Annotated in this window: 13 protein-coding genes; 5 read left to right on the top strand and 8 right to left on the bottom strand. The window is 44.6% G+C overall.

Annotated elements, in window-relative coordinates; all coding sequences use genetic code 11:
• Both ACH0AB_RS02790 and aspS read right to left on the bottom strand, forming a co-directional pair.
• Nucleotides 1-945 (bottom strand): lysophospholipid acyltransferase family protein, encoded by a 945-nt coding sequence (locus tag ACH0AB_RS02790; RefSeq protein ID WP_406877081.1) that lies wholly within the window; start codon nt 943-945, stop codon nt 1-3.
• A 22-nt stretch (nt 946-967) separates the two neighbouring features.
• Entirely contained in the window at nt 968-2,788 is a 1,821-nt protein-coding gene (gene aspS, locus ACH0AB_RS02795) for an aspartate--tRNA ligase (RefSeq protein ID WP_406877082.1), read from the bottom strand.
• A gap of 241 nt (nt 2,789-3,029) precedes the next feature.
• Here aspS and sohB point away from each other — a divergent pair, with 241 nt between their 5' ends.
• From sohB to ACH0AB_RS02815, 4 genes are all read left to right on the top strand, one after another.
• Complete coding sequence (gene sohB, locus ACH0AB_RS02800) at nt 3,030-4,019, top strand: protease SohB (protein ID WP_406877083.1); 990 nt, start codon at nt 3,030-3,032, stop codon at nt 4,017-4,019.
• A 111-nt stretch (nt 4,020-4,130) separates the two neighbouring features.
• Nucleotides 4,131-4,778, top strand: a complete 648-nt coding sequence (locus tag ACH0AB_RS02805; RefSeq protein WP_406877084.1) for a DUF1543 domain-containing protein — start codon at nt 4,131-4,133, stop codon at nt 4,776-4,778.
• A gap of 133 nt (nt 4,779-4,911) precedes the next feature.
• Nucleotides 4,912-6,999 carry an AAA family ATPase gene (locus tag ACH0AB_RS02810; RefSeq protein ID WP_406877085.1) on the top strand — a complete coding sequence of 696 codons (2,088 nt, stop codon included), beginning with the start codon at nt 4,912-4,914 and terminating at the stop codon, nt 6,997-6,999.
• A 28-nt stretch (nt 7,000-7,027) separates the two neighbouring features.
• Nucleotides 7,028-8,116: a type I glyceraldehyde-3-phosphate dehydrogenase gene (locus tag ACH0AB_RS02815; RefSeq protein ID WP_406877086.1), complete on the top strand. Its 1,089-nt coding sequence runs from the start codon at nt 7,028-7,030 to the stop codon at nt 8,114-8,116.
• Between the two features lie 87 nt (nt 8,117-8,203).
• On the opposite strand, the gene purH is transcribed toward ACH0AB_RS02815, so the two are convergent.
• From purH to mrcB, 5 genes are all read right to left on the bottom strand, one after another.
• A complete protein-coding gene (gene purH, locus ACH0AB_RS02820; RefSeq protein WP_406877087.1) occupies nt 8,204-9,784 on the bottom strand; it encodes a bifunctional phosphoribosylaminoimidazolecarboxamide formyltransferase/IMP cyclohydrolase in 1,581 nt (526 codons plus the stop codon).
• 153 nt (nt 9,785-9,937) lie between these two features.
• Complete coding sequence (locus ACH0AB_RS02825) at nt 9,938-10,267, bottom strand: helix-turn-helix domain-containing protein (RefSeq protein WP_404935879.1); 330 nt, start codon at nt 10,265-10,267, stop codon at nt 9,938-9,940.
• A 253-nt stretch (nt 10,268-10,520) separates the two neighbouring features.
• On the bottom strand, nt 10,521-11,699 hold the full coding sequence (locus tag ACH0AB_RS02830) for a DUF3426 domain-containing protein (RefSeq protein WP_406877088.1): 1,179 nt from the start codon (nt 11,697-11,699) through the stop codon (nt 10,521-10,523).
• Between the two features lie 223 nt (nt 11,700-11,922).
• The gene (prmA, locus tag ACH0AB_RS02835; protein ID WP_406877089.1) at nt 11,923-12,831 is read right to left on the bottom strand and encodes a 50S ribosomal protein L11 methyltransferase; all 909 of its coding nucleotides are present in this window, start codon (nt 12,829-12,831) and stop codon (nt 11,923-11,925) included.
• A 230-nt stretch (nt 12,832-13,061) separates the two neighbouring features.
• Nucleotides 13,062-15,668, bottom strand: a complete 2,607-nt coding sequence (mrcB, locus tag ACH0AB_RS02840) for a penicillin-binding protein 1B (protein WP_406877090.1) — start codon at nt 15,666-15,668, stop codon at nt 13,062-13,064.
• Nucleotides 15,669-15,858: 190 nt separating this feature from the next.
• Between mrcB and ACH0AB_RS02845 the strand changes: the two genes are divergently transcribed.
• Nucleotides 15,859-18,594, top strand: a complete 2,736-nt coding sequence (locus tag ACH0AB_RS02845; RefSeq protein WP_406877188.1) for a heavy metal translocating P-type ATPase — start codon at nt 15,859-15,861, stop codon at nt 18,592-18,594.
• 20 nt (nt 18,595-18,614) lie between these two features.
• Here ACH0AB_RS02845 and ACH0AB_RS02850 read toward each other — a convergent pair whose 3' ends face one another.
• Nucleotides 18,615-19,538 (bottom strand): hypothetical protein, encoded by a 924-nt coding sequence (locus ACH0AB_RS02850; protein ID WP_406877091.1) that lies wholly within the window; start codon nt 19,536-19,538, stop codon nt 18,615-18,617.
• Nucleotides 19,539-19,853: the final 315 nt, after the last annotated feature.

The raw sequence follows: 19,853 nt of genomic DNA on the forward strand, positions 1-19,853 counted from the left end.
TTAAGTAAGTGAATTGATAATATCATGATTGCCAAGTTTTGGATAACGCTGGCGAACCGCTACTGCGATGGATGGCTCGGCATTATAAATAACTGGAAATCCTGGCACACGTTTAAAGCGCTTATAGCCCCACATGTATTGACTGGGGAAACGATCAATCATCCGCTCGATGGCGTGGTTCATCGCGGTTGTCGCTGTCACCATGTTTTTGTCATACAAGGCGGGGTCAGTTAGCTCATCACAATAAATATCAAAACCTTGTCCATCGTCACGGCGTACACAGGTCAAACCTACCAAGCTACATTTGGTTTTACTGGCTAATTTGCTAGCAAGAGTACTGGTCAAGGTCGGAATACCAAAAAACGGCACCACTTCACCGCCAGATGGGTCAGGGACATGATCGGGCAATATGATACTAAAACCGCCTGCTTTTAAGGTTTTAAAAATCGCTTTGACCCCAGTCGCATCGGTTGGTACCAAAGTTGCATTCAGCCGCTGACGCCCTTGCAGCACAAACTGATTGGCTTGTTGACCTTTCACAGGTTTATACATGATGGTGGGTGCACCAAACTGGTTGAGCCACGCATTCATGATTTCCCATGTTCCCAAATGCGGCACAATTGCAAGCATGCCATTGGGGTTTTGTAAGCCTTGCATCAAAACTTGTTGATGATGCACGGTATGGATTTGTTTGACCGACCACGCAGGTGGCATCGCCCAGCTTCTAGCCGATTCCACCATATTTTTGCTTTGATTGGCAATACAGGCTCTGGCAAGCTGGTCACGCTGGAATTCGGTGAGTTCAGGATAGACAAGTCGTAAGTTAGTATCTACCGTTTTCATGATACTTTTGTCACGACGAAGTGAAATGATAAAGCTTGCGATATGTGCCAATAGATACAGCATCCACATTGGCACATATTTAAGAAGAGTAAAGGCATTCATCTAATTAAAGGTGTGACCTTGATTAAGATTGTGGCGCTTTACTGTCTTTTTCGCGTATACGGATACCCAATTCACGCAGTTGTTTGCCATCCACGGGTGCAGGGGCATCAGTCAGCGGACATTCAGCCGTTTTGGTTTTTGGGAAGGCGATGACGTCTCGAATCGATTGTGAGCCTGTCATTAGCATAATTAACCGGTCAAGACCGAATGCCAAACCACCGTGCGGTGGCGCACCGTATTTTAGCGCGTTAAGTAAGAATGAGAATTTCTCTTCGGCTTCGGCTTCAGAAATACCCAATGCTTCAAATACCGCTTTTTGCATATCCAAAGTATTGATACGCAGTGAACCACCACCGATTTCAGTACCGTTTAATACCATGTCATAAGCGATAGACAGTGCGGTTTCTGGGTTGTTTTTCATCGCTTCAACCGTGCCTTTTGGCTTGGTGAAGGGATGGTGAACCGACGTCCATTTACCCCCCAGCCCATCACCACTGTCGGTTTCTTCAAACATCGGGAAATCCACCACCCAAAGCGGCGCCCACTCACAGGTCAGCATATTTAGGTCTAGACCCAATTTGACACGCAGCGCACCCATGGCATCATTGACGACTTTGGCTTTATCCGCGCCAAAGAAGATGATATCACCGGTTTGCGCCTCAGTACGTTTAATCAGCTCGATTAATACTTCATCGGTCATGTTTTTGATAATCGGTGATTGCAGACCTGATTCTTTATCGACACCGTTGTTGATGTTGCTCACATCGTTGACTTTGATATAAGCCAAACCTTTTGCGCCATAAATGCCGACAAATTTAGTATACTCGTCGATTTGTTTACGGGTCAGGTCGCTACCGTTTGGCACACGAAGCGCCACCACACGACCTTTTGGGTCTTGGGCAGGGGCTGAGAATACTTTAAATTCCACAGACTGCATGATATCAGCCACGTCAATTAACTTCATAGGAATACGCAAGTCTGGCTTATCAGACGCATAATCACGCATGGCTTCAGCGTAGGTCATACGCGGGAAGGTATCAAATTCAATGTTCATCATGGTTTTGAACAAGTCTTTTGTTAACCCTTCGGCAATGTTCATGATATCTTCATCACTTAAGAATGAAGTTTCGATATCGATTTGGGTAAATTCTGGCTGGCGGTCAGCACGTAAGTCTTCATCACGAAAACATTTCGCGATTTGATAATAACGGTCAAAACCTGCTACCATCAGCAGCTGTTTAAATAGCTGAGGCGACTGTGGCAATGCGTAAAACTCACCTTTTGACACGCGGCTAGGTACCAAATAATCACGCGCACCTTCTGGGGTGGCACGGGTCAAGATGGGGGTTTCTACATCCAAGAAACCTTGGTCATCTAGGTAACGGCGAATGGTCGAAGTGGCTTTGGCACGAAACTTCATACGCGCTTGCATTTCTGGACGGCGCATGTCCAAAAAGCGATATTTTAGGCGCAGTTCTTCAGAAACGTTGGTAAACTCATCATTGAGGGGGAATGGCGGTGTCTCAGAAGTGGCGATTGTTTCGATGTCTTTGGCCAATAACTCTACTTGACCGCTGGTCATGTTTTTGTTTTCAGTACCGGCATAACGCTGACGCACACGACCGGTGATTTTGAGCAAATATTCAGAACGCGCGCTATCTGCTGTAGCAAATGCTTCTGGGGTATCTGGGTCGATGACCACTTGCAGCAGGCCTTCACGGTCACGCATATCCAAGAAAATAACCCCACCGTGGTCACGGCGACGATGCACCCAACCGCAAATAGTGATGGTTTGATCGTTTAAGTTTTCGGTGACAAGCCCGCAATAGTGTGTACGCATCATAATGAAGCAATCCCAATATTTTTCGTAATGTAAGAAGTAGCAAAAATTTTTATAAACGAATATTATGCCTTGTTTACTCAAATTTCACAATATGAAACACGGTTTATCATGCATATCTACTAGCCATGTCTGTCACAGAAATTTCGCGAATATTGTGTGGATAAGCGATTGAAAACAGCAAAATAAACGCTATATAAAACCCATTGTGTGAATTTTTTCCTTACTTAATTAGAGAGTTATTATGCTATTTCAAAATGCCAAACATCCGGTTGAAATGAAAGTCACCCATTTAAATAAAGTCAAAGCCCAGCGCAAACAACAATTACAATTGCAAATGGTGAATGATAAAGGGTTAACATCACTCATCAGCCGCGCATTGACAGACTTGACGAAAAAAGACAATACCAAAAAAACCTCAAAATTTGGTCTGTTTAAAAATAAAGTCGCCAACAAAAATTGTTTTGTGCTGGATTTTCATGGCGATATCAAAGCCACTGAAGTACAGCAACTGCGTGAAGAAATCAGCACGCTATTGACGGTCGCGCAAGCTGAAGATGAAGTCATTGTGCGCCTTGAATCCTCAGGTGGCATGGTACACGCGTATGGTCTAGCGGCAGCGCAGTTGGCACGTATAAAAGAAGCAGGGCTACACTTAACGGTCTGTATTGATAAAGTCGCCGCCAGTGGTGGCTATATGATGGCGTGTGTGGCTGATAAAATTTTGGCGGCGCCATTTGCGGTGGTTGGCTCGATTGGTGTGGTGGCACAAGTGCCTAATTTTCATGATTTATTAGAAAAACATGACATCGATGTCGAAGTATTTACCGCAGGTAAATACAAACGCACGGTAACCGTTTTTGGTGAAAATACCGAAGAAGACAAACAAAAATTCCAACAAGAGCTGGAAGAAACGCACAAACTGTTTAAAGACTTTGTGCGTAAATACCGTCCAAGTTTGGATGTTGAACAAGTGGCAACCGGTGAGCATTGGTACGGTGAAGATGCGATAACGCGCAATTTGGTCGATGCCCTGCAAACATCGGACAGTTATATCTTAGAGAAGATGACAGATAGCGAATTGTATGCCATTCAATCTCGCCAAAAACCGACCATTGCGCAAAAGCTAGGCATCTCGCAAGCGGCACAAGCGGTGGTAGCGACAGCGATTGATAAACTACCAGATGCCTTGGCAAAGTTAGAAAGCGCTAAAATGCCGATGGTCAAAAAATAACCGTAAGATAAAATAATAAAAACCTGTGGTGATAAAAACCTGTGACGAAAACCTATTATGTTGGTTCGCAGGTTTTTAATTTTTAATGGCGACACATTTGGGCGTATAACTATGAAACTATTTATGTTAAAAATCGGGGCGCGTCCCCAAGGACGACTGATTGAACAGCATGACGTGATGTTTGTGATTGCAAATAGCCTAAGTGAAACAATTGAGTCTGTCAATCAGCACTGGCCGGCAGTCAAAAACAACTGGCACTTAGACGCATGGCGAGAAGTGAAGCGGGTGGGTGATTATCAAATTTTGTTGTCGAAAGATGGATTGTCAAAAGATAACGCGCTTGCAGATAACATACTTGCAGATGATAGGGTAGATAACAAATTAGATAGTCAGGGCAAACAACTTTATTTTGTCAATTTAGGCGGGTATCTGCCGGGTCAATTTGAAGAATTTCATTATAAAACACTTGTGGTAGCCGAGACGCTAGGTAAAGCAACGGCGCAAGTTAAAAAAACGGCATTTTATCAAGACTATACATTTGATAATGTCGATACCGCCAAAAGTGGCGTGGCAACCAGTCATGTAGATGATAAGCATCAACTAGACTTGGATGATATTCACTGTGTGGCTGATTTACTGCCAAAAGACGTAGCATTAACCATTCAGCCATTAACCGAGCATGAAAAAAATCAGCTACCTGACGATGCGCTGCATATTGGTTATTTAAGTCTCAAGCAAATCAAAACCATGATTGACTAACCCATAAAGCGTCTGATGGCGTATTTTGGTGCTGTCAATCATTGCCTTTACTCGGCTTTGCCTTTATAGTAGGCTCATTTTTAACTCGCTTTTTTAATCCCTTCTTTTTATCTACAAAAGCTCTTTATAACCAATGAAACAAGCCACCGCCCTTGATATCCTTAAAACTGGTAAAAATGTGTTTTTAACAGGCTCAGCAGGGGCGGGCAAGACCTATACCATCAATCAGTATTTGCATTATCTGCGCGCAAGGGATGTGGCGGTCGCGGTGACGGCAAGCACAGGTATTGCTGCCACCCACATGAACGGCATGACCATTCACAGCTGGGCGGGCATCGGTATCAGTAACGAGCTAACCGCCAAAGACATCGCCCGCATCAAAAAACGCACGGTGGTTGTGGAGCGCATTGAGCGCACCAAAGTATTGGTGATTGATGAAATCTCAATGCTGCATCGACAGCAATTTGAGCTGATTAACCAAGTGCTACAAGCCATCAAAGAAAACACATTGCCATTTGGTGGGATACAGCTATTGGTTGCCGGGGATTTTTTTCAGTTGCCGCCGATTGGTGAGCCCCATGAGAGCAACCGTGATAAATTTGCCTTTATGGCGCAAGCTTGGCTAGATGCAGATTTTCAAATTTGCTACTTATCCGAGCAGCACCGTCAAACAACTGACAAAACTGCGGTGGCAGGCAACACCTATTATGGCTTGGATTTAAATGCGATTTTAAATCAAATTCGTAGCCAGCAGTTTACCCCCCATATCATGCCTGCTTTGACCGCCACGGCTGAGCATGTGCTAGCCGACAACCGTACCCGACTGTTTACCCACAATGTCAACGTGCAAGCCATCAATGAGCAGGAACTTGGCAAACTTACCACAGCGGCGCATACTTTTGGCGCGTGGGGAGAAGGTGATGAAAAGCTCGTAGAAACGCTAAAAAAATCCGTACGCAATACCCCAGAGCTCGTACTCAAACTTGGCGCAAAAGTGATGTTCATCAAAAACAACGCCGAGCTTAATGTCTCAAATGGCACCATGGGCAAAGTAGTTGATTTTGTTGCCACTACTCTTAAACAACCAAATAAACAAACAAACGATAGCCCATCAACAAACAGCCCATCAAAAAACCTATCTGAGCCGCTTGATGAACAAGCGCTGGCAGCAGATGCAACTGCCTTGCTAGATGCCATCGAACAAGAACAACAAGCCGATATGGCAGACTTGCTGGATGAAGTCAATGGCGGTCAATCACAACAAACTCACCACAGGGATGAGGATAGGGATGAGGATGACACCGCCGCGACAGACACGGCTGATGACAAATTATCGGAGTTACTTTATCCCTTGGTTGAGCTCAATGACGGCCGCAAAGTCATCGCCGAATATGATTCATGGCGTATTGATGATGAAGACGGCGAAATACTGGCTGCCTATTACCATATCCCCTTGACGCTGGCGTGGGCGATTACCATTCACAAAAGCCAAGGCATGACGCTAGATGCGGCAGAAGTGGATTTGTCCAAAACCTTTGAAAAAGGGCAGGGCTATGTGGCTTTATCACGGTTAAAGCAGCTATCTGGACTACAATTACTGGGTGTCAATGAATTAAGCCTACAGCTTGATCCCCTAGCGCGCGGCGCCGATCAGCGATTTCAAGCGATCAGTGCAGAGCAAGAATGTGAATTTTTGACACGCAGTAAAAAACAGCTCAATGACCTTCATCGTGAATTTATCATTCGATGCCGGGGTACGCTGGATAAAGAAAAAATCGCTGCGTATGAAAATCGCGCCAAACAACAGCAAAAACTGATGGAAAAACGTCGCCATGCTGTACAGCAGCTGCAATCTTTGGCAGATGATGCGACAGGCGTCATTACTCCCACGGTGCTGGAAACCAAAGCGCTGCTGGATGAAAGTTTGACCATCGCAGAAATTGCGCAAGCCCGTAATCTCGCCCAATCAACCGTAATGGGGCATATCGAGAAAATTGCTGAGCATTTTCCCCGCGCCAACATCGCGCATCTACGCCCTGATGACGAATGGCTACAGCCGATTGATAAGGCGTATCAAAAAATAGCTAAACGGGATGACAAACGCGATAAAGATAACGATGGCAAAATCAAAATTCGCGCGATTGTCGAAGAGTTAAGAAACGCCTATTCTTATAATGATGTGAAACTTGCCTTGTTGTTTTTAAAACCGCAGGGCAATTGAGCGCTTGTTTAGTAAGGAATATCCCTGATTGAATGCTTCTACCATCAAACCTTTTAACATCGCTATTAATGGCTTTGGTCGTATTGGGCGCAACGTGCTACGTGCTTATATCGAACGGTTTTGTCAAAATCCTTTACAATTGCAGCCGTTAAATATCGTCGCCATCAATGATATTGCTGAGCCAGCAACCCTGCTACATTTACTCAAATATGACAGTACCCACGGTCGATTATCGGCGGTCAGTGATATCCATATTGAATTAAAGACGCTGGATTTGGGTGAAAAACAACAGCATTTTTTGCTATTAAGCCAAGGAGAATTTCGGCAAAAAATTGCATTGATACAGCAGCCCATTGCCACCAAATTACCTTGGGAAAAACTGGGCATCGACATGGTACTTGAGAGCACGGGTCATTTTCGCAGCTATGAACAGGCGTCACAGCATATTATCGCGGGCGCCAAGCAGGTGATGATTGGGGCTGCCCCGTTTGATCATGTGGATGCCAGTATTGTAGTGGGCGTCAATGACCATGAGCTTAGCCGTGATAAAAAGATTTTATCCAGTGTGTCGTGTACCACCCAAGCGCTCGTGCCTTTACTATATGTATTGCATCATGCCTATGGCATCGAATCAGCGATGATGACCGAAATCCATGCAGTAACTGCTGACCAAACTGTGCTTGACCAAGTGCACCGTGATTTGCGCCGTGCACGGGCTTCTGGGCATAACATTATCCCAACCACATCAAGTAGTATCGCTGCGGTCAATCGGGTGATGCCGCATATGGCAGGCAAGGTGAATGGGTATTCAATCCGCGTACCGACCATGGATGTCGCGGCAATTGATGTGACATTTACCTTTGACAAAGCCACGGATGTCACCGCTATCAATCAGCTGTTAAAACATGCCAGTGAACAAGATTTATTGGGTATCATGGATTATAGTGATGAGCCATTGGTGTCCAGTGACTTTATCCATGATGCGCATTCATTGGTGATTGATAGCTTACAGACCATGAGTGTGGGGCGGCAGTTTAAAGTGTTTGCTTGGTATGATAATGAATGGGGCTATGCCAATCGAATGCTCGATATTTGTCAAACCTTAGCCAAAATCTAAACCTAAGCTGAGCTATAAAAAGAAAAAAATTATCAATTAAAAAAGGCGAAACCTGGTCAGTTTCGCCTTTTTTATGCCTAACAAAAATTAATGTCTAAAATGACGCATACCGGTGAACACCATCGCAATGCCATGTTCATCGGCTGCAGCGATGGTTTCGTCATCGCGCATGGAGCCGCCGGGCTGGATAATCGCCTTAATCCCCACCGCTGCGGCATTGTCAATACCATCACGGAACGGGAAGAAGGCATCTGATGCCATCACCGCACCCACAGGCGATAGACCAGCGTGCTCAGCTTTAATCGCGGCAATACGGGCTGAGTTGACACGGCTCATTTGCCCTGCGCCTACTCCAATGGTACGCCCATCTTTGGCATACACAATTGCGTTGGATTTCACATATTTAGCGACTTGCCAAGTAAACAGCAAATCATCGAATTGTTGCTGAGTCGGTTGTACTTTTGTCACCACTTTTAAATCATCTAAAGTAATTAAGCCCAAATCTTGCGCTTGCACCAATAAACCACCGGTGACGCGTTTGAAATCAAACTGGGCTTGGCGCTCACTTGGGTTTGGTAATTGACCGCAGACTAACACGCGCACATTTTTCTTGGCAGATGTGACATCGAGTACACCATCGGCAATGCTTGGGGCGATAATGACTTCAACAAATTGCTGATCCACAATCGCTTTTGCTGTTTTGATATCCAGCTCACGGTTAAAGGCAATGATACCGCCAAACGCAGATTCTGGGTCAGTGGCAAAGGCTTTTTGATAAGCATGGGTTAAATCGGCATCCACGGCCACACCACAAGGATTGGCGTGTTTAACAATGACACACGCAGGCATATCAAACGATTTCACGCATTCTAACGCCGCATCGGTATCTGCGATGTTATTGTAAGATAGTTCTTTACCTTGTAATTGTTTGGCGGTGGCAATACTGGCTTCTTTTTGACCATTTACCTGCGCTTTTTCGACATAAAAAGCGGCTTGTTGATGGGGGTTTTCACCATAGCGTAAGTCTTGCGCTTTATCCATTTGTACGTTAAAGGTACGCGGGAATTGGTCAGCCGATTCAAAGCTTTGCAGGCGATTGCCTAAAAAGTTGGCAATCATACCGTCATAATGTGCGGTATGCTCAAATGCTTTTACCGCTAAATCAAAACGGGTGGTATCACTGATGCGACCGTTTGCTGTTAGTTCGCCCAAGATTGCTGCATAATCGTTGGGGCTTGTCACAATGCTGACATGGTCATGGTTTTTTGCCGCGGCACGCACCATGGTAGGGCCACCAATATCAATGTTTTCGATGGCGTCTTCTTTGGTGACATTTGGGTTGGCAACGGTTTGGGCGAATGGATATAAATTGACAACGACCATGTCAATGCGGTCGATGCCACGCTCTTGCATAATGGCATCATCAGTGCCGCGGCGACCTAAAATACCGCCATGAATTTTTGGATGCAGGGTTTTTACCCGACCATCCATCATCTCTGCAAAACCTGTGTATTCTGCGACTTCAGTCACTGCTAAGTCATGTTGTTTGAGTAGTTTGTAGGTGCCGCCTGTTGATAGTAGACGAAAACCGTGGGTGATTAGACCTTTGGCAAAATCCACAATACCCGATTTATCAGAAACAGAGAGCAATGCATAAGATTGATTCATAATTGACTCGACTCGTTGACAAAAAAACACTAGGGGGCAGAAAAAACAAAAAAGTCAGTTATGACGAACTGACTGATTGGCTTTCATACCCCGACTCTATTAATCCCAAAATATGGCGATATCTTATCATAAAAAAGCGGGTATTTTTATCAATTATAGCAATTGGTGGGTTTTGAGTTTTTTACGCAATGTACCGCGATTAAGTCCTAAAATCTCTGCGGTTTTGGTTTGATTGCCGCGGGTGTGTTCAAGGACGACACTGATCAGCGGTTTTTCAAACTGTGACAACATAAGCTCATAAAGCTGGGTCGGCTGTTGTTCTTTTAAATTATCGAAGTACTCTTTCACGACTAGCTCAATGTGGTGAGCTAAGCTTGCGCTGGGAGAAGTTTGCGATGGGGTATGGGTAGTGTAGGGGTTAGATGGGTTATCTGACATATTGGAATACTTGGCGCGATTTTGTAAAGCAACAGAATTGGGCATAACAGATTCTCAAACTAAATTTGCTGACAAATTTATTGAATAATTCGTTAGTTAACAGATTAAATAAAACTTAAATATCAAGACGAATAATAAAGTTATTAGTACTTATACTAAAACAATTATGAAAGCGATAGCAAGCTTAAGTTGTTTACAATATGTAAAATTGTGCGATAAATAATAGGTACTGGAGGCTTGTTTTATCACTATTGGAATGAAGCTAAAAAGAAGCTCAATTGAATGAAGCTAAAAAAATTTAATAAATCAGCTCAATATTAGCGGCTTGAACTTTGGTTTTTGGAAAGTCAATACGCAATTTGACGGGTTTTATTTGATGCGGCATCAAATAGTTGTTACCCGCTTCTAGATAGTCTGTAGGGGTAAGTAGCGTCTGCGCGAGTATGGTGTTGCCACTGCGCAGCGAAACCTTAACACTCGGATAGACAATATTATTATCCGTGGTATTGGTCAGAGTAAATACCAAGTCAGTCTGCCCCGCTTGTTTTGATGAATGGGCAAGCGCTAGCATCTGCACATCAATAAGCTCGGTATCAGCGATAGGCAATTGACAGGCAGGGATTTTATGGCAAATTTTTGATAGCACGGCCGCGTTTGCTTTTGAAGTGATTAGGGTGTCGATGTTAAAAATAATATATTGCGCGGCTAACAAAAAGACTAATAGTAAGCTACCTAATCCCCAAAGAATGCTCATATTAAAAATTTTTGCATTCGCCAATTGCTGCGAGGAAACTTGTTGCGACAAGCGTTCATCAATCTTTTGTTGATAGGCTAACAAATCTGATTGTTGCTCACTACGAGTATCAATCGGAATTTGGTCAAAAATATCCGTGTTAAACACCCCATCCATGCCTCGCTTGGCGCCGGCTGTGTCGTCCGCTGCTTCGTTGTCATCCGCTTGTGCCATTAAACTTAGCAGCCAAGCCTGCTCATCGCCTAACGTCTCGTTATCTTGGGCGAGGTCTATCGCTTCAACGGCGTCCTCATCGCCAATCAATACCTTGGGATTGCTATTTTTGGCTATGGGTAGTTGGTCAAAATTGTCTATAATCTCTAAGTCATCTATGGTGCTGTTTGATTTAGCATAGGCTGATTTTGTATGAGATTGTGACAAGGGATAGGGTGAGATGGGTTTAACGGGTTCATCGACAATGAGATTGCCGGCTTCATCAATACCTGACTCATCGTCAAATAAAATCTCCTCAGATTTATCGTCAATGAGCGCCGAGGACGTCTGATGGTTTGGACTTACCAGTGAATTGTTGTTAGTAATTTTTTGTTGTTCTAGCTGGTCGGCGGCGGAGAAAATGGTTTTGCAATAGGAACAACGAACGTACCCATTTTTAAAGGCTAACTGTTCATCATTGATTTTAAATGCGTGTTGACAGTTTGGGCATTTGGCATTGTACAAATTCATCGCAACATCACTTCCCTTTTAGCATTTTTAGTTTGCGTCTTTGATTGTTAATAATGTCGTGTGTTAAATCATTTAATGATGAATAAAAAATAAAGTCAACAAATTTCCTAGAGTTTATGTTCACTATGCTGCTAGCTATGATACTAGCTACGTTATTAGGCTTTGACGGGGAAAAGAAAACCTTACCGCCTTGTAAGGCTTTTTATACGAATTGCGACTTGTTCTACACGCGGCGAAAACCCGAGAGGCGATGCCAATGTTTATCTTCCTGCGCGCTAAAGGTAAATTCGCTATTCATCTCAAAATAAGGCTGATAGGCAGCTTTTACATCTTCCACTTGGTTTTCAATCAGACCTGCCAACACAATGCTACCTTGAGATTTCAATAATGTCGCAAAATAAGGGGCAAGGCTCATTAGTGGTTTGGCTAAAATATTGGCGGTTATCAAGTCCACGGGCAAAATAGCCTGCTCTTTACAATAGTCACTAAATTGCTCAGGTAAAAATGCCTGAAGCTGATCGGCTACCTTGTTGCGCTCGGCATTTTGATGGGTGGCTAATACCGCTTGGGGGTCAATATCGACCGCATACACCTGTTTTGCCCCGAGCAAAAGTGCCGCAATGCCCAAAATACCTGAGCCGCACCCATAGTCAATCACCACTTTATCTTGCAAAGGTTGTTCTGTCAGCCAATCAATACAAAGACGGGTGGTTGCATGGTAACCTGTGCCAAATGCCAAGCCTGGATCCATGATGATATTAATCGCATTGGGGTTAGGGGGTGACATCCATTTGGGCACAATCCAAAGTCCATTGGCACATTCAATGGGATGGTAATTCTTCATCCACTCACGTTCCCAATCTTTGTCATCCACTCGGCTGGTCCAAACTCTCGTCGCCACCACATCATTGGCGATATCTTGACTCACAGTTTCCAGATTACAATCGCCATTAAATAGCCCGGTCACAATCACATCATCCCACAGTGGCGATTCACCTGGCAATGGTTCAAATAACGGTTGGTCACCCGCATCATCTAAACTGATACTGAGCGCATCGGCTTCGAGCATCAAGGTTTCCGCCAGTTCGGCTTGCGATTTTTCGCATTGAATATGTAATTGCTGCCAAGGCATAAACAGTCCTTAAAAATAACAAATAAAATAATGAAAAAATAAAATAATGAAAAAATAAAATAATGAAACAATAAAAGGCGAGCGTGCTGGGTTGGTAGTATAAACGCATTCAGCCAAAAATGCGATGTGACTCAAAAATGAAAACGCCCATGTTATTGCTTGGTGCGCCCAAGCCAAAACACCTAACGGTAAGGGTAAAGACAAATAAGAAGGTTCGCCTGTTGTTATCCTTAAAACATTTCTTTAACCGATTTTTCTAACCAAGACTGCGAGCGCGGTGCTGCATTGAGCGGTTGGTTGGTATTGGTCGGGTCGCCGCCGTTATTGGGGTTATTAGGGGTACTGGGGTTGGTCTGCGTATTCCCCGTATAGCCACCTTCATTTTGGTAGGGATTGGCTGCAGGTGGGTTATTGCCAATGGTATCTGCCTCGGTTTGTCTGCGCTCAATATTGTCATACCGCTGTTGTTGGCTTTGTCCAAACTCACTCATTGCCTGTTGTTGCTGGGCGGCAAATCTTGCTTCTTGCTCGCTTTGGTATAGTTGTACCGCGCATTCACTACTATCTTGCGGTAGATTGTCGGTATCAACAGGTACATAGATGGCATTTGGACATTTTTCATGGGATAATTGTGATTTGCCGTTTTCCATCCATAGCCATTCGATATTGCCTGGCGCGATGAGATTAACCGGGGTAAGCTTTTGCTGCTTCATAAAATTGATCCACATCGGCAAAGCGCCATTACCGCCACTTAGACCTGTGGGTTTATTGTCATCTAAACCGACCCAAACAACGCTGACCACATTACCACTATAGCCTGCAAACCACGCATCGCGATAATCATTGGTAGTCCCTGTTTTACCGGCAAGATTGAGCTTGTCACCGAGCGCTAGCGCCGCTTTGGCAGTACCTTGCTTGATGACCTGCTGCATTGCATAATTGGTGAGATAGGCAGCCGTGGGGTTAATGGCTTGCTGATTTTTTTGTTCCATGCCCTGAACCACTCGTCCTTGGTCATCAATAATCGTGCGAATGGTATGAATTTCATGACGCAAGCCACCTGTTGCCAGTACTTGATAAATCCCCAACATATCCATGGGCGATAGATTCACCGCGCCAAGCAAGGTAGATGGATAATTGGGCAATGGGCTATTGATACCCATACGGTACAATTGATTTAAAAAATTGGGAATACCGACTTCCATGCCCACACGCACCGCGGCTTGGTTATAGGAATTGGCTAAAGCGCTGGTGAGGGGGATAATACCATGACTGCCGCCACCGTAATTGCTGGGTGTCCATGTCTTACCATCGGTCATTTTTAGCACAATCGGGCTGTCATCGACACTACTTGATAAATTGTAACGACCCTGCTCAAATGCGGTTAAGTAAATAATCGGTTTGAGTAAAGAGCCAACTTGGCGTTTGGCATCGACGGCGCGATTAAAACCGGTAAAATCACGACTACTTCCCACCACAGCAAGTAATTCACCGTTGTTGGGGTTGGCGCTGACTAGGGCGGCTTGCAAATTAGTGAGCTGTTTGGGATTACTTTTTTTTAACTGATTGACGCTTTGAATGACCGCACTGGTAGCGGTTTTTTGAACATTGGGGTCAAAACTGGTAAATATTCTTAAGCCTTCGTTTTTGAGATCGTTGGCATCATAGGTACGGGTAAGTTCTCGTTTGACCACATCGAGATAATCTGGAAAACGCGTTTTACCAATCACAGGATTGTAAGAAATGCTCAGTGGCTGTTGCACCGCTTCATCATATTGCTGCTGGCTGATTTTACCGGTTATCAGCATATTACTCAGCACCACATTACGGCGTTTTAGGGCAGCATCGGGGTAGCGTAGCGGATTGTACTGGGTAGGACCTTTGGCAAGCCCTACGAGCATCGCCATTTGGTCGAGTCGAAGCTCTTTTAGCGGGCGGTTAAAGTAAAATTGCGAGGCAAGCCCAAACCCGTTAATGGAGTGATTGCCATTTTGACCTAAGTTAATCTCATTCATATAGGCTTGCAAAATCTCACTTTTGGTGTAATGCATTTCCAGCAAAATCGCCATCACCGCTTCATTGGCTTTACGTTTGATAGTACGGTCTGAGTTGAGATAGAAGTTTTTAACCAGTTGCTGGGTGATGGTGGAGCCGCCTTGGCGTGAACCGCCCATAAAATTGCTGTAAATTGCACGTCCTATCCCGCGGATAGACACGCCGTGATGCTGATAAAAACTGCGGTCTTCTGTTGCCACCAGCGCATCAATTAATGGCTGCGGATAGTCATTGATGGTTAAAACGATGCGATCTTCATTGTTGTCTGGATAGATACCGCCAATAAAAATTGGCTCAACCCGCGCCACGCCCGATGGATTGGGATGGGTACTTTGTAATTTTTCAATTTGGTTATCTTTGAGCGTGACCTTAATAATTTGCGATGGCTCAGTATCGTTGGCGGCAAATTTAAATTCGCGTGTATGAATATAGTACTCGCCATTTTTTTTGGTATAAGTCCCGGCATTGTCATAGTTTTGGTCAGGGGCATAGGTGAGTAAGTTTAACCAATTCTCCAATTCATCATCGCTAAGGGGATTACCCACAGTTAACGTTAATGGTTGCGAGTAGACCTTTGCAGGGATGTTCCAGCGTTTGCCCTCAAATTTTTGGGTGATGACATTATCTTGGCGCACCAAATATAACCCAAGCAACACCAAGCCGCCCAATACTGCCACCACAAAGATAAAGCTCAGGATAAACATCCCTTGTTGGTTTGAGTCATGCTGGAATTTAGGCGAGTTTTGGCGATTTTTAGCGGCAGAGATAACGGTTGAATTCATACAAAAATGCGTCACGATCAAGGGTATAAAAAAGTGCTTTATCATGACCCAAAATACGCCAAAATACAATGTTAACATCGTGCTATTTTGCCACGTTTATACAGGATTTTTGAACTTTAATAGACCGTTTTGGAGTACAATAACAGTCATTTTTGGGTGAGTTAGGGTTTTTGCCCTAGGGGTTTTGATGATGCCAAACAATAGCCATTTTGGGGCAAAACAATCGGATATTGAGCGGTCGCTTGTGACCGATGCGCCTAGCCGTACGCTTGTTGAAGCGGATAGCAAATTTACTACCACATATCAAAATGTGGAGCTGGTGTTGCCAGAAGAAGGGCATTGTTTTCATTGTGGCGACCCGCTACCAAGCCAGCCATTTTTTACCCATGTATTGGGTGAAGATCGGGCGATGTGCTGTATGGGCTGTCAGCTTGCTTCGCAAAGTATCATCGAGGCGGGGCTTGAACAATACTATCTTGACCGCAGCGAAATCAATCGTACCGCCAGTCTCCCTGATTCGTTATATCAGCTGCAAGCGTATGACCACGATGATATCAAATCGCAATTTATTTACCATCAGCAAGGACACAGCGTTGCTGAGCTGTCAATCAGCAATTTGCGCTGTGCTGCCTGTAGTTGGCTGATTGAAACCCAGTTGTATCGCCTTGATGGCATGGACACTTGCCAAGTCAACCTGACCAATCAACGGATGCGCGTGGTATGGGATGATAAAAAACTGCCGATTAGCCAAATTTTGGCAAATGTGCAAGCCATCGGGTATGATGCCAAACCCTATCGGCAAGATACCCATGAGGCGATGCTCAAGCGAGATAATCGCCGTATGTTATTTCAATTGGGCATTGCGGCATTGGGTGCCATGCAAGCGATGATGTTCGCAGTGGCGCTATATTTTGGGGAATATTCAGGTATCGGCGTCAACGATCGGCAATTTTTACGTTGGGTATCGCTGTTTGTTAGTATTCCTGTGTTTTTGATTGCAGGATTGCCATTTTTTCAATCGGCGTGGTCAGCGATTAAAGCCCGCCAAGTCAATATGGATGTGCCAATTAGTATCGCCATTGTTATTACCTTTTTGGCAAGTTTATATGCGACATTGACTAGCACGGGCGAGACCTATTATGACTCGGTTAGTATGCTGATATTTTTCTTATTGGCGGGCAAATTTGTCGAGCACAATGCTAGGCTAAAAGCTGCCAATTTAGCCAATGATTTGGTGGTCGTCGAACCTGTGTTGGTCGCAAAGCTGGGTCATGAAGCGCCGTTAGCGATAGAGAATATGGATGCCTCACAAGTGATGCTCTATGCCAGTCAATATAAAGACCTTTTTTATCAGTCACTTAGTATAGACCCTGCCAATAGGGGTGATAACGAGCAAATGGTTTCGGCGCAGTCGCTAAAAGTTGGTGATATTGTCCGCATTGATGCCGGTAGCAGTATCATCAGTGATGGTGTTTTGCTGTCGGATAGTGCCACGGTGTCCGAAAGTTTATTGACCGGGGAGAGTGACTTAATCATCAAACGCTTGGGCGATAATATTGTGGGCGGTAGCCAAAATGACAGTCAGCCGTTTGTGATGCAAATCACCACACTACCCAATGACAGCCAAATGGGCGTGATTGACAGGCTAGTGAATCGCTCGCTCAGTGAAAAACCGCAAATCGCCTTAAAAGCAGACAAACTGGCGCGCTGGTTTGTTGCGCGGGTACTGGTGATTGCCGGTATGGTGTTTTTGGCCTGGTATTTTATCGAGCCGAGTCATGCCATTTGGGCAACGGTTGCCGTATTGGTCGCTACTTGTCCCTGTGCCTTGTCATTGGCCACACCCATCGCATTAACCGTTTCTACCAATCGACTAGCAAGCCTAGGGTTTTTGGCGACGCGAGGGCATACCATTACCACACTCGCTGAAGTCACCCATGTGGCGTTTGATAAAACCGGTACATTGACGTACGGTCAACCCAATTTGATGGCGATTGAAACGCTGGATATGCCGTATGGTGTTAAACAAAATCCCTCAGTGGATTTTACTGAAGATGACACCAAAAACGAAGACGAGATAAAAAACCATTTTTTAAGTATTGCAGCGAGCCTTGAAGTGGGTAGTCGTCACCCCATTGCTCATGCGTTATTGACAATGACTCGGCAAATGCATTTGCCCACTACCAGCGATTTGGTACACATTCCGGGGGGCGGTCTGCAAGCTACGATTGATGGGCTAAGTTACCGTCTAGGTCATCATGGTTTTGCAGTTCAATCAGGATTAGACGATGGGTTACTGCCAAATCTGAGCAAACACCAAGCCAGCACCAGTGTGACCTTATCGAGACAAGATAGCCTAAGCAAAAAATGGCAACCACTGGCGCATTTTTATTTTCATGATAAAGTCCGAGAAGGCGCCTTAGCTACCATTAAACATCTCAAAGACCAAGGCGCGCAGGTGCTGATGCTTACCGGTGACCCTAGTGCTCAGGCGCTTGAGGTAGCGCGCGAGCTTGGTATTGACACAGTTTATAAAGGTCTTACCCCGAATGATAAGGTACAACATTTAAAAGCGCTGCAGCAGCAAGGACACATCGTGCAAATGGTCGGGGATGGGGTAAATGATGCGCCGGTACTTGCCGCTGCCAATATCTCAACCGCGATGGCGGGTGCAGCAGATTTGGCGCAAGTCTCCAGCGACTCCTTGGTACTCAATGGTCAAATACAAGCCGTGGCAAAAGCGCGTGAGGTGGCTTTCAAGACCGATCGCATTATTGCCCAAAACTTCAAATGGGCGCTAGGATATAATTTTATCGTACTGATACCCGCTGCGTTAGGCTATGTGCCGCCTTGGTTGGCTGCGATTGGTATGTCATTGAGCTCACTGTTTGTGGTGCTCAATGCGTTACGTCTCAAACGCGCTTAACGGCGCAATTTATCAAAGCTTTATGCTTTTGGCTTACTAAAATCATACGCAGTGACTATTTGCGCATTTTTGGCAAAATCGATGAAATAATAGAAGTATTTATCATTCTCATCAATCACCCGATCGCCGTTGGTATCGGCTTGGGTTGAGAAGTAAAAACGCTTGGTCTCAGGCAGCCATTTATAATGTTTAAAATATTGATTATTGGGCGTGAGTTTCAATAAATTTTTGCCATTTAAATCGCTTAAATACAAGGTGAGCTGCTGATCAAGATTGGTTTTATTGTCATCATCATCAGCTATCTCTTTGACTTCATAGATAAAATAGCCTAGCAGTAAGGTATTGCCGACTTTGACTGCCAATGGGCTGGTTGCTTCTTTCGCGGCTTGAGGTTGGGTAGGTGCAGTTTGCGACATGGTAGCTTTCTTCTGCACTGTTTTGTCATCTTGGGTTAAATCTACCAAGGGCGTGTGCACCGCTCTTATCACAAAGTTATCTTGTGGAAACAGCCGGTGTACTTGCCCGGTTTTTAACCCTTCAAACACAATATTGTAAACACTGCTTTGAAAATCATAGGGCGCAACTTCTTGAAAGTAGCTGACGGCTGATTTTTTAGCATCACTGCCATCGCTGTCATATTTGCGATTGATAGGCACTGACGGAATGATTGGATGCAGTAGATTGGGCACACCTGCCAAATATACCGGAAAATCCATGCGTTTTAACCCGACTGTGGCAGGTGGGATACTGGCTGGGGTTTGAGCAATGATGACTTCAGGTACGTTAGACGGTGAAGGGGCAGTGTCGCTGGCTCCGTTAGTTGTATCAGGGGTGGGCTGGCAGGCGGCAAGTCCCAAGCCTAGCCCCATAGCGCTTAGGGTACTTATAGTAATATGTAATGGTCTAAAAAAATTCGCATCACGCCATTGGTTAACAAAAGACATAGAAGTCTCCATTACAAAGATAATCAAATATACTACTAAAATGATAAGACATGTACAATCTTTGGTTATATCATCGCATTCAGCGCCAAAACAGTATTGAGTGTTTTTGTCTTGACGGGTTTCAAAAGTAAACAAAAAAGATAAGTAAATTTGAAATAACCTGAAATGGAGCAAAAATGGAGCAAAAGGCGCGTGAGTAGCTATTTCATAAATTTAGGTTATAATAGTCAAAATTTAGTTAGACGCTTGAATTTTTTGCTTTTAAACTTTCAAACTTTCAAACTTTTAAGCATTGGGCGGCTAACTGGGCAGCAC

Source organism: Moraxella sp. 179-F 1C4 NHS, from assembly GCF_045370505.1.
GTDB lineage: Bacteria > Pseudomonadota > Gammaproteobacteria > Pseudomonadales > Moraxellaceae > Faucicola > Faucicola tetraodonis.